The organism is Enterobacter sp. KBR-315C3_2022, from assembly GCF_041399425.1.
Taxonomy (GTDB): Bacteria; Pseudomonadota; Gammaproteobacteria; order Enterobacterales; family Enterobacteriaceae; genus Enterobacter.
Genome location: NZ_JBGKEB010000025.1, coordinates 26,128 through 39,488, shown reverse-complemented (window position 1 = coordinate 39,488; position 13,361 = coordinate 26,128). Strand labels below are relative to the sequence as shown.

Annotated in this window: 14 protein-coding genes and 1 pseudogene; 8 read left to right on the top strand and 7 right to left on the bottom strand. The window is 50.4% G+C overall.

Features of this window, described 5'->3' with window-relative positions:
* Positions 1-181 precede the first annotated feature (181 nt).
* A pseudogene (locus AB8804_RS19945) lies at positions 182-1,304 on the top strand (tyrosine-type recombinase/integrase).
* A 17-nt stretch (positions 1,305-1,321) separates the two neighbouring features.
* Here the strand turns inward: AB8804_RS19945 and AB8804_RS19940 are convergent.
* Genes AB8804_RS19940 through AB8804_RS19930 form a run of 3 tightly spaced genes read right to left on the bottom strand, consistent with a single transcriptional unit; the run spans position 1,322 to position 4,384 of the window.
* Positions 1,322-1,810: a 3'-5' exonuclease gene (locus AB8804_RS19940; protein WP_371189675.1), complete on the bottom strand. Its 489-nt coding sequence runs from the start codon at positions 1,808-1,810 to the stop codon at positions 1,322-1,324.
* On the bottom strand, positions 1,807-3,606 hold the full coding sequence (locus AB8804_RS19935; RefSeq protein ID WP_371189673.1) for a UvrD-helicase domain-containing protein: 1,800 nt from the start codon (positions 3,604-3,606) through the stop codon (positions 1,807-1,809). The genes AB8804_RS19940 and AB8804_RS19935 overlap by 4 nt, the downstream gene beginning before the upstream one ends.
* Positions 3,593-4,384, bottom strand: coding sequence for a hypothetical protein (locus AB8804_RS19930; protein ID WP_371189669.1), 792 nt, complete (start codon positions 4,382-4,384; stop codon positions 3,593-3,595). Before AB8804_RS19930 ends, AB8804_RS19935 begins: the two co-directional genes overlap by 14 nt.
* 400 nt (positions 4,385-4,784) lie before the next feature.
* Between AB8804_RS19930 and AB8804_RS19925 the strand changes: the two genes are divergently transcribed.
* Positions 4,785-5,822: a virulence RhuM family protein gene (locus AB8804_RS19925; RefSeq protein ID WP_371189666.1), complete on the top strand. Its 1,038-nt coding sequence runs from the start codon at positions 4,785-4,787 to the stop codon at positions 5,820-5,822.
* Here AB8804_RS19925 and AB8804_RS19920 read toward each other — a convergent pair.
* On the bottom strand, positions 5,819-6,256 hold the full coding sequence (locus tag AB8804_RS19920) for a GNAT family N-acetyltransferase (protein WP_371189662.1): 438 nt from the start codon (positions 6,254-6,256) through the stop codon (positions 5,819-5,821). The two genes, AB8804_RS19925 and AB8804_RS19920, sit on opposite strands and share 4 nt — an antisense overlap.
* A 112-nt stretch (positions 6,257-6,368) precedes the next feature.
* Between AB8804_RS19920 and AB8804_RS19915 the strand changes: the two genes are divergently transcribed.
* A complete protein-coding gene (locus AB8804_RS19915; protein WP_371189659.1) occupies positions 6,369-6,806 on the top strand; it encodes a hypothetical protein in 438 nt (145 codons plus the stop codon).
* A 4-nt stretch (positions 6,807-6,810) separates the two neighbouring features.
* Here the strand turns inward: AB8804_RS19915 and AB8804_RS19910 are convergent, their stop codons facing one another.
* Positions 6,811-7,335, bottom strand: a complete 525-nt coding sequence (locus tag AB8804_RS19910) for a lipocalin family protein (protein WP_371189655.1) — start codon at positions 7,333-7,335, stop codon at positions 6,811-6,813.
* A 114-nt stretch (positions 7,336-7,449) separates the two neighbouring features.
* Here AB8804_RS19910 and AB8804_RS19905 point away from each other — a divergent pair, with 114 nt between their 5' ends.
* From AB8804_RS19905 to AB8804_RS19890, 4 genes are all read left to right on the top strand, one after another.
* On the top strand, positions 7,450-8,175 hold the full coding sequence (locus AB8804_RS19905) for a MerR family transcriptional regulator (protein WP_371189651.1): 726 nt from the start codon (positions 7,450-7,452) through the stop codon (positions 8,173-8,175).
* Positions 8,176-8,274: 99 nt separating this feature from the next.
* On the top strand, positions 8,275-8,685 hold the full coding sequence (uraH, locus tag AB8804_RS19900; RefSeq protein ID WP_371189648.1) for a hydroxyisourate hydrolase: 411 nt from the start codon (positions 8,275-8,277) through the stop codon (positions 8,683-8,685).
* 102 nt (positions 8,686-8,787) lie between these two features.
* Entirely contained in the window at positions 8,788-9,747 is a 960-nt protein-coding gene (locus tag AB8804_RS19895; RefSeq protein ID WP_371189644.1) for a YbgA family protein, read from the top strand.
* Between the two features lie 145 nt (positions 9,748-9,892).
* Entirely contained in the window at positions 9,893-10,981 is a 1,089-nt protein-coding gene (locus AB8804_RS19890) for an AAA family ATPase (protein WP_371189641.1), read from the top strand.
* Between the two features lie 4 nt (positions 10,982-10,985).
* Here AB8804_RS19890 and nlpA read toward each other — a convergent pair whose 3' ends face one another.
* On the bottom strand, positions 10,986-11,786 hold the full coding sequence (gene nlpA, locus AB8804_RS19885; RefSeq protein ID WP_371189637.1) for a lipoprotein NlpA: 801 nt from the start codon (positions 11,784-11,786) through the stop codon (positions 10,986-10,988).
* A 99-nt stretch (positions 11,787-11,885) separates the two neighbouring features.
* Positions 11,886-12,305, bottom strand: a complete 420-nt coding sequence (locus tag AB8804_RS19880) for a GNAT family N-acetyltransferase (RefSeq protein ID WP_371189633.1) — start codon at positions 12,303-12,305, stop codon at positions 11,886-11,888.
* Positions 12,306-12,435: 130 nt separating this feature from the next.
* On the opposite strand from AB8804_RS19880, the gene AB8804_RS19875 reads away from it, so the two are divergent.
* Positions 12,436-13,341, top strand: coding sequence for an EamA family transporter (locus tag AB8804_RS19875; RefSeq protein ID WP_371189629.1), 906 nt, complete (start codon positions 12,436-12,438; stop codon positions 13,339-13,341).
* Positions 13,342-13,361: the final 20 nt, after the last annotated feature.

Sequence of the window (13,361 nt, the reverse complement as noted above, 5' to 3'; positions counted from 1 at the left end):
CCTTTATTTTCAATATACATAGAAAATCACTCATCCGTAACCATCCGACAACTTCTCCCTGAATCCATGAAAATATCTATAGTTATGTGTATAGATTTTTTATATATATTTTTGGCTTATACACATGGCACTAACAGATATACAAATTAAACGAGCAAAGCCATGAAACAAGCCATTTACATTGAACGATGGCAAGGCCTGTCATTGCTTATCAATCCCGACGGCTCGAAAGGCTGGCGTTTCCGTTTCCGCTTTGCCGGGAAAGCGCGGTTAATGTCATTTGGTAGCTACGATTTGGTAAGCCTTGCAGAAGCCCGTGAGAAGCGTGACACCGCCCGTAAGCAAGTTGCTAATGGCATTGACCCGGTAGAGGAACGCAAAGCATTCAAACTCGCTCAAAAGCTATCAACAGAAAACTCTTTCGAATCAGTAAGCCGTGAGTGGCATTCCACTAGAGCCGATCGTTGGACGGTTGCTTATCGAGAGGAAATCATCAAAACATTTGAGCAGGATGTTTTCCCTTTCATTGGTAAACGACCAATAGGTGAGATTAAGCCAATAGTGTTGCTTGAAGTGCTGCGACGCATTGAAAAACGTGGAGCACTGGAAAAAACACGTAAAGTACGCCAGCGATGCGTTGAAGTGTTTCGCTACGCAATCATAACTGGTCGTGCAGAGTATAACCCAGCCCCCGATCTGGCTGTAGCTCTGTTCGTTCCCCAAAAAAACATCACCCGTATTTATTTGCCGAAGAATTACAAGATTTTATTCGCGATTTAGAAGCGTACACAGGTAGCATCATAACTTAAAATGCAACAAAAATAATTATGCTAACAGGTGTAAGAACTCAGGAAATGCGTTTTGCGACTTGGGATGAAGTTGATTTAGAAAAAGATGTATGGGAAATACCGGCATAAAGAATGAAAATGCGTAGGCAACATATTGTGCCTCTTTCTACTCAGGCAATTGATCTTTTCAAACAACTTAAGCCTATTACAAATTGCTATCCATTTATTTTCATAGGTAGAAATAATCGTAAAAAGCCTATTTCAAAAGAGAGTGTAACTCAAGTAATTGAGTTATTGGGAGATAAAGGGCGCGCTACAGGCCATGGATTCAGGCATACTATGTCTACAGTTTTACACGAAAACGGCTTTGATACTGCTTGTATTGAAATGCAGTTGGCACATGCTGATAAAAATCACATTCGTGGTACATACAACCATGCCTTATATATATCGCAACGCAGAGAAATGATGCAATGGTATGCTGATTTACTTTATCCAAACTATGGGGCTGATTAAAAATCAGCCCCATAGTTCTATTTGATAACTTCAATCTTAGAAGTTTTTATAGCATGTTCTAAAACTTCACTCTCTCCACGAGTTGCTTCACCTATAATATTCACAACTTTCCTCGCCCTAGTAACTGAAACATACATTCTATTGTGTGCGATATAGTTTTGATACATTTTTGTTGCGGTTGATGTTGCTTTAGCAATATCAGGAATTCGTCCTTTATCCACACCAACTAATATGACAGCATCAAATTCTAAGCCACCAACAAAGTCAGCCATCGTAAGAATATAAAGGCTTCCTTTATCAGCAAGGTTTACTGATGATAAATCTCCACGCTTCGTAATTTCAATAATCCTTTTTTTATTATCGTTAACGTATGAAACACCTTCACTGTAGGTAAATCTATCGAAAAATATTATTGCTACCTGATGTTTTCTGGCACCAAGTTTATCTCTTATAGTATCTGCAAGTTCAAAAGCCTTACTATATATATTTGATGAGGAGTCAATCAAATAGTACTTAGGATGTTCGTCATCAAATTGGTCGCTATATATATATATGGAGCTTCAGATATAGGATTATCAAAATTGGTAAATATATTAGCACCATGTGAAGTAATTGAGAAGGCCAAATCAGTAATTAGAGGAGAGGATCTAAATACAGCATTAAGTTTTACTTCTTCAGTTTCGTTCTTTATTCCTACCGAATTATTAAAATCAACATCATTCCAAGCTATATCTCCAAGCGCTTGTGCTAAATCAATAGCATAAGATATAGGAGACAAACTACTATCCTTCGTTAAATAATGTACAAGTGACAATTCATTCATGTTAAACAGATGAACTTCGTCAATAAAAATTGCATCAAACCCATCGTTTTTACGCCGCCTACGCCAAATAGGTGAATCCAGTTTCGAAAGGGCTGAAATAGCCACATCATCAACATCAAACTGGGAAAGATTATTTAATATCTCTGAATACTTGTTAAAAACATCGAATATAAAGCTTCTATCATTATTATTTTGGATAGGTAAGCCATAGGAAGGACGTTTAACATCTTTGTAGCTGTCGAGGTTTTCATCGGAGCGACCTTTGATAACCACACTTATCTCATGCCTAAGCATGTCAGCTATGTGAAACTCATCTTCATCGCAAATAAACTTATAAAGCTCAGGACTTATAAAACCTTTCTTTTCTTCTAAAGTACTTTTCTCGTCTGATACTAATTCTACAAGATGTAGTAGCTGGATGTTTTTAGATTCAAAAGTATCTTCATCCAACAATTCAGTCTCATGTATATCCTGTTTTAAAAACTCAGTACATACATCTTGTAAGGTTTTTATCTCAACTTGGTCTAAAAGATTCTCATCATAATCTTCAACACTGCCACTTAAAACTTCAAAAAAATAATGGACATTATTTACCATCTCCGTACTCGGAGCAATAAACAGAAACTTAACTTTCTTCCCTTGTCTATTAACTTCATTTAACCAATAAAGTATTTTAAGCACCATACATATTGTTTTACCAGACCCTGCAGGCCCCTCAATTCTAGCGGGTTCATTATATACAGTCTTTATAAATGTAAGCTGTTTTGATGATAGTTTTTTGAAGGGATCTGAAAATCCTAAAATACTAGAGGTGTCGATCTTCTCCTCAGTTAAATCTGCAGTTATAAAAGATGCCTGAAGATGTATTTCTTCATTTTTATTCTTTTGATATGACTCATGGGAGAACAATATCTCAATAGATTTATTAAAATTAGTTGAAGGATATTCTTCTTTTGTTCCATCGCCTCCATTTGTACCAAATCTATAGGCGAGCAAATGTTTCCCAGGAAATCTTCGTGACATTCTTTTTTCGCTAGGTTGTCGCTCTAGTGTAATTCGATAAGGTGCTCCGGAGTTCATTGGGAAAGGAAAAACAATTGCTTTACTTGAACTTGGTGGGATGTATTCATTATTATTGAAGTTTAAGTTGCCCCAATATTTCACACAAAAACGTAGTGTTTTTTGAACGGCTGCCACAATTAAACTGTGATTTACAATACTAAAATCCAAACATTCAAGATCTATTGTTAGCGTATTTTTTTCAGATGAAAACTTTTCTTCTGAAGTAACAAGAACATAACCATTCTTGGACTCCACCATTTCTAAACCAAGATTTTCAGCAGATTCTTTATTTCCTTCACCTAAAAAAATTGAAACTAAATCTTGTGCGCGCTCAAAATCGTAACTTTGCAGTTCCCTATTAGATATAATAGCTTTCACTGCATCTTCAGTCATCCCTAAATAATCAACGCTTTTCATAAACATCCTTTATAATCGAGAGTGTATCAGAATTAATATCTTCAGTACCGATTCTGCTATAAAATTGCGAAAACCTTTGAAGCAAACGTTCCGTATACGGTGAATTTAGTGTTGAAAAAAATTTAGCTTCTTCAGACTCTTTAATATGCAAATTCTTATAGAGCGTGTTCTTACTTCTATTATATTTTTGAAAGTATAATATTTTATCTATATCCACAATAACTTGCATGGATAAAGTAATTGGCTCACCTAAATCAATTATATAGGCTTCAGATGTATCTCCCATAAGCCCTTCGATGAAATAGACATTTGCTTTCGAGTGATTGAATAAAGATTCTAGATATTTCTTTTCATTCTCAAGAACAGATTTAACGCCACACTTTATTTTTTTATTTTCTAAGAAGCTAGAAAACTGTTCAATTTTATCTTGCTCTGTTTTTTTTATTTTCTTTTCGGTTAAAATCCTTATAACCTCATCAGACTTGAACACCCTGAAGGATTCGTAACTTAGACCATATTTAACAAGAAGGGCATCGAGCTGTTGTATTACATCAGATTTTGATTTTTCGATAATATCATCATCACCATATAGAGTCATCCAGTCGAGAAATCTATAAACAGGTAAGCAAACAATTTTATTAAGTTTCCTGTGTTCAAGATCACATCTTGCAGTAATTATTATACCCATACATGGATTACCAGCAGATGTTTCAAGACCAGAAAATACCGAGCCTTGGGTGAACTCTCCTTTACCATATAGGGAAACCGTCTCACGCATATACTATCCTCAAGATTCTAGTCAACACTTTGTTACACAATCCAATAAATTAAGATAATCCTTAACTACATTTCAACCACCAATTATGGGAATTTCGAGCTTAATTCATGTACCTTGCGCGCAATGCTCTCCCCGCCACGCCTGCCAGCTTAAGGGGCGCTTTTAATGCAGGTGCATGACCGGCCTCAGGGCACGCCAGTGCTGGTGCTGGCAGGGGATTGCAGGACGATTACAAACGGACGAAAGCCAAACTCATTGAGATTGAGGACGCGCTTATAGCGATCCAAACTCAGCATCTTGGAAAGCGCCTCGCAAAATCAAATACAAACCACCTAGCTTAGCGGTTGTTTCTGGCATACTACACCCTTAAAGCGTTAAACGTAGAGGATGTGGAGGCGACATGGCAGATAAAGGCGTAATCCAATCTCCGGCATGGGAATTTATTATGTTTGCCAGCGGCGACGGAAGAGTGCGTGTCGAATGTCGCTTCGAATCAGACACCCTCTGGTTATCTCAAGCAGCAATGGCCGAACTGTACGGTAAAGATGTTCGCACCATTAACGAGCATCTTATGAATATAATTTCCGATGGCGAAATCGATCAACACTCAACTTTCCGGAAATTCCGGATAGTTCGCCAGGAAGGAAAACGTCAGGTTTCCAGAGAGATCGAGCACTACAATCTTGAAGCAATACTTGCCGTCGGCTACCGTGTCCGCTCGCCTCGCGGCGTCCAGTTCCGCCAGTGGGCCACCCAAACGCTACGGGAATATCTTGTCAAAGGCTTCGTTATGGACGACGAACGCCTAAAAAATCCGCCTGTCGGATCGTCCGCCGTTCCCGACTATTTTGATGAAATGCTGGAACGCATTCGCGATATAAGGGCCAGCGAACGCCGGGTCTATCTCCGCGTGAGGGAGATTTTTGCACTCGCCGCCGACTATCAGCCATCGCTCAAAGAAACCACACAATTCTTCCAGACCATCCAGAATAAACTGCATTTTGCCTGCACGGGCTACACCGCTGCGGAGTTGATTCACCACCGCGCAGATGCCAGCCAACCGCACATGGGGCTGACGAGCTACAAAGGTGAAGAAGTTCATAAAAGCGATGTTACCACCGCAAAAAACTATCTTTCTCAGGATGAAGTCAGCGAGCTTAATCGCGTCGTGAATATGTGGCTCGATTTTGCCGAAGATCAGGCCAAACGCCGCAAGCAGGTATTTTTACGAGACTGGCAAACCAAACTCGATCAGTTCCTGCAATTTAACGATCGGGACGTTTTAGAAGGGGCTGGTAAAATCAGCAAGAAAGCGGCTGATGAAAAGGCATGCTCAGAATACATTGAGTTTGAAAAAAAGCAGCGCCTGCTGAAAGAAGCCGAAGGTGAGAAAGATATCATCGGCTTAGTAAAATGGGATAAGCAGGCTAAGCGCTAATCCCGGAGCTTCATATGCAACAACGGAAACGCATTCCCCTGCCCGTCCAGCTCGGAGCGCCCAACCTGCGCAAACCCCATATGGCGATAAAACGCGACGCCCTGCGGGTTTTGCTCATTGACGTCCACCTCGTTCGCACCGCACTGCTCAACCGCGTTGTTCAGCAGGCATTTCCCCACGCCTTTTCCCCGACTGGCGTCATCAACAAACAGCATCTCAATCCGGTTTTCATCCACGCCTAAAAAGCCGTGAATGTTTCCCGCCCCATCGCGGGCGATTACAACCCTGAGGTTGGGCAAATAGGCGTTGAGCAACGGCGGGCGCAGCGCCGCAATATCGCTTTCCTGCAGGAAATGGTGAGTCGCACGAACGGCGGATTCCCAGATCGCGACGAGACGTTCAAACTGTTCAGGCACTGCGATTTCAATTTTCATGCGGGGATCATCTTCGGCTTGCCGCGATAAATCAACCACTTCTCCGCAGCCTCGCACTTAACTTTCATCCCCTCCGTGTCGCTCTTAATCGATATCGACACGGAGCGCCCCGATGAAAAAACTTACCCTACTGCTGTTAACCGCATGGATGCTGACCGGCTGCGCCGCCATCGTCGGCAGCAATGAAGAAACCGTCACCATCAGCAGCACGCCGGACAACGTCCCGTTTGCGGTTATCGACCGCACCGGCGCCATCACCGCCACCGGCGTCACGCCGCAAACCGTCACGCTGAAGAAATCCGACGGCAGCTATTTCGGCAAGCGCGAGTACTCGCTCACGCTCAGGCAGCCGGGCTATTACTCCGCCAGCACGCCGCTGACGTACCGCTTTAGCCACTGGTACACCATGGGGAACGTGATCTTCCTGGGCGTGCCGGGCTGGCTGATCGTCGATCCGTTCTTCGGCGGTATGTATACGCTGAAGGAGGATAAGGTCCACGTCATCCTGCGTCCCTGCCCGCGCGGACCGTTTAGCGACATGTGCAGCTAGCGCGCTACTGCTTTACCCACACCAGCTGATCGACGCGGAAGCCCAGCCCGCGCGCGGTGTTCAGGTAGTCCTGCTTCACCGCGTCCGGAATGGTTGGCGTACGCGACAGGATCCACAGGTAGTCGCGGTTCGGGCCGCTTACCAGCGCGTACTGGTATTTGTCGTCCAGCTTGATGACGTTATAGCCGCCGTAGAACGGCCCGAAGAATGACACCTTCAGCGCGGCGGTGGTTGGCTCGCCGGTAAAGTAGGCTTTCCCCTCGCTCTCGCTCCACTTATTTTTCTTCGGATCGAAGCCGCGGTTTAGCACACTAATGCCCCCGTCGCTGCGCTTGCCGTAGGTGGCGGTGACCTGCTCCAGCCCGCGCTCGAAGCGGTTTTCCAGACGGGCAACTTCATACCATTTGCCCAGATAGCGGCTGGCATCAAAGCCGGTGATGGGCTGCACGCCTTTCGGCGGCGTCGGGGATTTACAGGCAACCAGCGTCAGCGCAATAGCGACCCCGGTCACAACAGGCCATAGTTTCATGAGAGCTCCTTTCACTGTCGTTTGGTTTTTTAGTGTAGTGCACCCGGCAGAGGCTTCATTCGGGCGGCAAGAATTCGTAGTATATTGAGATTATTCCTCCTCACGGGCGCAGACATGGCTTACTCCATCGGCGAATTTGCAAGACTCAGCGGCATCACCGCCACCACGCTTCGCGCCTGGCAGCGCCGCTACGGCCTGCTTAAGCCGGAGCGCACGGACGGCGGCCACCGCCAGTACAGTGAGGACGATGTCCAGCAGGCGCTGAAAATCCTCGACTGGGTAAAAAAAGGCGTCCCGATCGGCCAGGTAAAATCCCTGATGGAACGCCCGGAGCCGCGGCGCACCAACAACTGGCAGACGCTTCAGGAAACCATGCTCGACCGCCTCAAGGCGGGAAAAATCGACGCCCTGCGCCAGATGATTTACGACGCGGGCCGCGAATACCCCAGGCCGGAACTGGTCATCCACGTGCTGCGCCCGCTGCGCGGCCAGGTGTCGGCCAACGTGCCCGCCGTGATGACCCTGCGCGAAATCCTCGACGGCATCATCGTCGCCTACACCTCGTTTTGCCTTGAGGGCGACAAAAAAGCGCCGGGCGATAACCTTCTCCTGTGCGGCTGGCACCTGAGCGATCCGTGTGAAGTCTGGCTCGAGGCGCTGACGCGCACCGGTCAGGGACACCGCATCGACGTGCTGCCCGTACCTCCCGCCGCGCTGGCACCGGAAATTTTCCCCGATCGCCGCTGGCTGCTGGTCACCAGCGGCAAGCTCAACGCCGCGCGCAAAAAGCAGCTCGAGCAGTGGCAGGCTTTTATCGCCATCGACGTGATTATTCTCTAACGCCTTACGTCGTTGAGAGTTATCACGAAAAATTGAAGTTTTTATCGCGACGCGAGTGCTAACGTTTTCCTGTGACTTCTCACTCAAAAGGAAAACGCGATGAAAAAGACTTCTCCCCTGCTGCTTCTGGCCGCGATGGCCTTCGCCCCTGCCGCATTCAGCGCCCCGACCGGCACCCTGAGCGTGCACGTTCTTAACCAGCAGACCGGCCTGCCGGGGCAGGACGTCACCGTGATGCTGGAAAAACAGCAGCAGGATAAATGGACTCAGGTTGCCAGCGGCAAAACCGATCGCGATGGCCGCATCAAATCACTTTATCCGGAAGACCAGGACATGCAGCCCGGCGTGTATAAGGTGACGTTCAAAACCAGCGAATACTTCAAGGCCCAGAAGCAGGGCTCCTTCTTCCCGGAAGTGCCGGTGCTGTTCACCGTTACGGCCACAAATGAAAAGCTGCACATCCCGCTGCTGCTGAGCCAGTACGGTTACTCAACGTATAAGGGCAGCTGAACCCGCTGATATTATTAAATAAAAAAAAATAGCGCCGTCAATACTTGGACAAATCAGTCATGTTGTGTAAGTTTTAAAGTAGAGAAACGGGAGGTACACACCATGACAACTAAACCTGTGCTGGGTATTAGCGGATGTTTGACCGGCTCCGCCGTGCGATTCGACGGCGGGCATAAGCGCATGGGCTTTGTCATGGATGAGCTGGCCCAGTGGGTAAACTTCAGGCCGGTGTGCCCGGAAATGGCAATTGGCCTGCCGACGCCGCGCCCGGCGCTGCGCCTGGTGATGATGTCCGACGGGGAAGCGCAGATGCGCTTCAGCAAGCCGCCGCACGAGGACGTCACGCAGAAAATGGCGGATTTCGCCGCCGATTACCTGCCGAAAATCGGCGATCTCGCCGGATTTATCGTCTGCGCGAAATCCCCAAGCTGCGGGATGGAGCGCGTGCGCCTGTACGACGAAAACGGCAACCGGGGCCGCAAGGAGGGCGTCGGGCTGTTCACCGCCGCCCTCCTTAAAACCTGGCCGTGGCTGCCCGTCGAGGAGGATGGTCGCCTGCACGATCCGGTGCTGCGCGAAAACTTCATCGAGCGCGTCTTCGCCCTCCACGAGCTGAACACCCTGCGCGCCAATGGGCTAACGCGCCGCGCGCTGCTGGACTTCCACAGCCGCTACAAGCTCCAGCTTTTGGCGCACCACCAGGCAGGCTATCGCGAGATCGGCCCGTTTGTGGCCTCGCTGCACGAGTGGGAAGATCTGGACGCCTTCTTCGTCGCCTATCGCGAAAAGCTGATGACGATCCTGAAAAAACCGGCCTCGCGGAAAAACCACACCAACGTGCTGATGCATATTCAGGGCTATTTCCGCCCGCGCCTGAACAGCCGCCAGCGCGGCGAGCTGCGCGACGTCATTCTGCACTACCGCGACGGGCTGCTGCCGATCCTCGCGCCGCTCACCCTGCTGAAGCACTATCTGGCGGAGTACCCGGACCGTTATCTTCTGACGCAAAACTACTTCGACCCCTATCCCAATGATTTAGGACTCCGTCTGGCCGTAACCTAAGCAGTAAACCGAAGGCCCTTTCTTTATAAGAGGCCCAAAGCAGTACCCCGTGTTAGACGACACCTCACTGTCGTCTTTTTTTTGCATTCCGCTTAAAAATACTGGCATTATATACAGGTCTTTTATTCTTCACCGGGCCCGCCAGATGATCAAAACGCTGCACATTGAAAACTATCGCTCCATTCGCCGGATGTCTTTGGATCTTGAACAGCTGAATATCGTCTTCGGGCCGAACGGCACGGGTAAATCCAATATTTACAAGGCGATATACCTGATGCACAGCGCGGCGCAGGGGCAGTTTTCGCAGGCGCTGGCGAACGACGGCGGGATTTTAAAGGTGTTCTGGGCGGGCAAAACGCGAACCGACCAGCTGCGGCGCGTGAACCTGGCGGTGGAGACGGAAACGTACGAATACGAACTGCAGGTGGGGTTTGTTGAAAGGCTGCCCTATCCCTCGCAGTTTCAGCTCGATCCGGTGATTAAAGAGGAGAGCATCTGGCTCAGCGGCCAACACCGCCGCCCCTCTGCGCGCCTGATGCAGCGCAAAAACCAGACCGTATTTCTGAACAACATCCACCATGAAAAAGTGACGCACAGCGGCACGCTGTATGAGAACGAATCGGTGTTTGGGCAGCTCGGCGAGCCGCATCTCTACCCGGAGGTTTCGCAGATGCGCGAATCGCTGCGCAACTGGCGCTTCTACCACGAGTTCTCCGTGTCGTCGGGTTCCGCCATCCGCGCGCCGCAGGTGGGCTTCCGCTCCCCGGTGCTGGCAAGCGACGGCGCCAACCTGGCGGCGGCGTTTCAGACCATCGTGGAGATCGGCGACGAGATGCTGCTGATGCGCATCCTCGACCAGGCCTTCCCCGGCTGCATGTTTTACAGCGACAACTCGGGCGGACGCTTTCGGATGATGATGCAGCGCGAGGGCCTGGGCCGACCGCTGGAGCCGGCGGAGTTTTCGGACGGCACGCTGCGCTTTCTGTGCCTGGCGGTCGCGCTGCTCAGCCCGCGCCCGCCCGCCTTTATCGCGCTCAACGAACCGGAAAACAGCCTGCACCCGCAGATGCTGCCCGCGCTGGCAAGCCTGATCGCCGAGGCCAGCCGCTATACGCAGATCTGGCTCACCAGCCACTCGCCGGAGCTGGCGAACTTAATTGAAAAGCACCGCTCGTTTTCGCTCTACCAGCTGTCGATGGACGAGGGCGAAACGCGGATGGCGCGGCTGGGCTAGCGGTCTACCAGCCCGGCACCGCACCGCCGTTAAAGAGGGTTTCCGCCGCTTTCGCCACCTCAGGCGACTGATAGGACTGGATAAATTCCTTCACGTTTTCGGCATCTTTGTTGTCTTCGCGCGTCACGATAATGTTCACGTAGGGCGAGTTTTTGTCTTCGATAAACACGCTATCGTGCACCGGCGACAGTCCGGTTTGCTGGAGATAGGTGGTGCTGATGATCGCAACGTCGACCTTCGGGTCGTCCAGCACGCGCGGCAGCTGCGCGCCTTCCAGCTCCATAATCTTCAGGTTTTTAGGGTTCGCGGTGATATCCAGCGCGGTCGGCAGCAGCCCCACGTCCGGCCTGAGGGTAATCAGCTTCTCTTTTTGCAACAGCAGCAGCGCGCGGCCAAGGTTGGTCGGATCGTTTGGGATGGCGACGGTTGCGCCATCCTTCAGGTCAGACACCGATTTCACCTTGCGGGAATAGCCTGCCATCGGGAAGACGAACGTGTTCCCCACCGAGACCAGCTTATAGCCGTGCGCCTTGTTGTCTTCCGCGAGGAACGGACGGTGCTGGAAGACGTTGGCATCCAGCTCGCCGCTGTTGGTGGCGTCGTTCGGCAGCAGCGAGCCGCTAAAGCCCACCAGCTCCACGTCCAGGCCATACTTCTCCTTCGCCACCTTTTTCGCGACTTCCGCCACGTCCTGCTCCGCGCCGTTAATCACGCCGACCTTAATGTGTTTGGCGTCTTTGCTGCCCTGGTCGCAGCCTGCCAGCAGCAGGCCAGCGAGGAGTAATGCGCTGAATTGACGTTTCACTGAGGTATCCCTTTGAAAGTTGTTTCAATGACTATATCCACAACGCGGCGGCTGGCTAAAAATCGAAAAGGAATCAATAAGAAGGATAGGTTATATGCCTTAAAGCGCCTTCGTCAGATAGTGCCGCTGCATCCCCTGATACGGGTAGTCCTGCAGCGACATCTGCAGCCGGTAGCCCTGCTTTTCATAGAACGGGCGCGCCTGGAAGCTCGCGGTATCCACCAGCGCGTGCCTGCACCCTTTGCGCCTGGCTTCCTCTTCTGCGGCGTTGATTATCCGGCTGCCGACGCCGGTGCCGCGCACGCTGTCGCTGACCCAGAGAAAATCGATGTTTAGCCAGTCGCCCTTGCGCACGCCGATTAACCCGCCGAGCATCTTCCCCTGCTCGTCCCGCACGTAAACGCCCACGTCGCCGCTAAAGGTCGCCAGATCCAGAAACTTCGCGTTGTAGGCGCGCAGCCCCGTTAGCAGCTCGTCTTTCTCCTGCGGGGTGACGTTATCGGTAATATTCAGGTGCATAGGATTCTCCTTATCGTTTGTGCGTTCCACTATTGCATAGCCCGATTTCGCCGCCTACTCCAGTTTCCGGTGGGCCGCGGCGCGCGCTCCCGTGTTATGCTAGAAAAAAACCAACATCGCAGGGGAGAACATGGGTTCCACACGTAAAGGAATGCTTAACGTCCTGATAGCCGCCGTTCTGTGGGGAAGTTCAGGGGTTTGCGCGCAGTACATCATGGAGAAAAGCCACATTTCTTCGCCCTATCTGACCATGATCCGCCTGCTGTTTACCGGCGTGATCCTGCTGACGCTCTCCTTCGTTCACGGCGACAAAATTTTCTCGGTCATCAAAAATCGCAGGGACGCTATCAGCCTGCTGTTTTTCTCGCTGGTCGGCGCGCTTACCGTGCAGCTCACCTTCCTGCTGACGATTGAAAAGTCCAACGCCGCGACGGCCACCGTGCTGCAGTTCCTGTCGCCGACCATCATTGTCGCGTGGTTTGCGCTGGCGCGGAAAACGCGCCCCGGCGCGTTTGTGCTGGCAGCGATCATGACCTCGCTTATCGGCACCTTCCTGCTGGTGACGCACGGCGACCCCACGTCGCTTTCCATCTCGCCTGCCGCGCTGTTCTTCGGCATCGCCTCGGCGTTCGCCGCCGCGTTTTACACCACCTACCCCTCGACGCTGATCGCCCGCTACGGCACGCTGCCGATCGTCGGCTGGAGCATGCTGATTGCGGGACTGGTGCTGACGCCGTTCTACGCCGGACGCGGGACCACGTTCGCGATTGACGGCAGCCTGCTGCTGGCGTTTTTCTATCTGGTGGTGATCGGCACGGCGCTGACGTTTAGCCTGTACCTGAAGGGCGCGCAGATGATCGGCGGCCCGAAGGCGAGCATCCTGAGCTGCGCCGAGCCGCTGAGCAGCGCATTGCTGTCGGTGATCCTGCTGGGCGTGGCGTTCACCCTGCCGGACTGGCTGGGCACGCTGCTGATCGTCTCGTCGGTGGTGTTGATTTCGATGGATTCGAGAAGGCGGGTGAAGGCATCGGCTTAGCCTAATCACCCCTCACCCAG

Bases quoted from the DNA above. Each gene is read 5' to 3' on its own strand.
- AB8804_RS19935 (WP_371189673.1), bottom strand. From the start codon at position 3,606: ATGAAAAGCGTTGATTATTTAGGGATGACTGAAGATGCAGTGAAAGCT.
- AB8804_RS19930 (WP_371189669.1), bottom strand. From the start codon at position 4,384: ATGCGTGAGACGGTTTCCCTATATGGTAAAGGAGAGTTCACCCAAGGC.
- AB8804_RS19925 (WP_371189666.1), top strand. From the start codon at position 4,785: ATGGCAGATAAAGGCGTAATCCAATCTCCGGCATGGGAATTTATTATG.
- AB8804_RS19920 (WP_371189662.1), bottom strand. From the start codon at position 6,256: ATGAAAATTGAAATCGCAGTGCCTGAACAGTTTGAACGTCTCGTCGCG.
- AB8804_RS19915 (WP_371189659.1), top strand. From the start codon at position 6,369: ATGAAAAAACTTACCCTACTGCTGTTAACCGCATGGATGCTGACCGGC.
- AB8804_RS19910 (WP_371189655.1), bottom strand. From the start codon at position 7,335: ATGAAACTATGGCCTGTTGTGACCGGGGTCGCTATTGCGCTGACGCTG.
- AB8804_RS19905 (WP_371189651.1), top strand. From the start codon at position 7,450: ATGGCTTACTCCATCGGCGAATTTGCAAGACTCAGCGGCATCACCGCC.
- uraH (WP_371189648.1), top strand. From the start codon at position 8,275: ATGAAAAAGACTTCTCCCCTGCTGCTTCTGGCCGCGATGGCCTTCGCC.
- AB8804_RS19895 (WP_371189644.1), top strand. From the start codon at position 8,788: ATGACAACTAAACCTGTGCTGGGTATTAGCGGATGTTTGACCGGCTCC.
- AB8804_RS19890 (WP_371189641.1), top strand. From the start codon at position 9,893: ATGATCAAAACGCTGCACATTGAAAACTATCGCTCCATTCGCCGGATG.
- AB8804_RS19880 (WP_371189633.1), bottom strand. From the start codon at position 12,305: ATGCACCTGAATATTACCGATAACGTCACCCCGCAGGAGAAAGACGAG.
- AB8804_RS19875 (WP_371189629.1), top strand. From the start codon at position 12,436: ATGGGTTCCACACGTAAAGGAATGCTTAACGTCCTGATAGCCGCCGTT.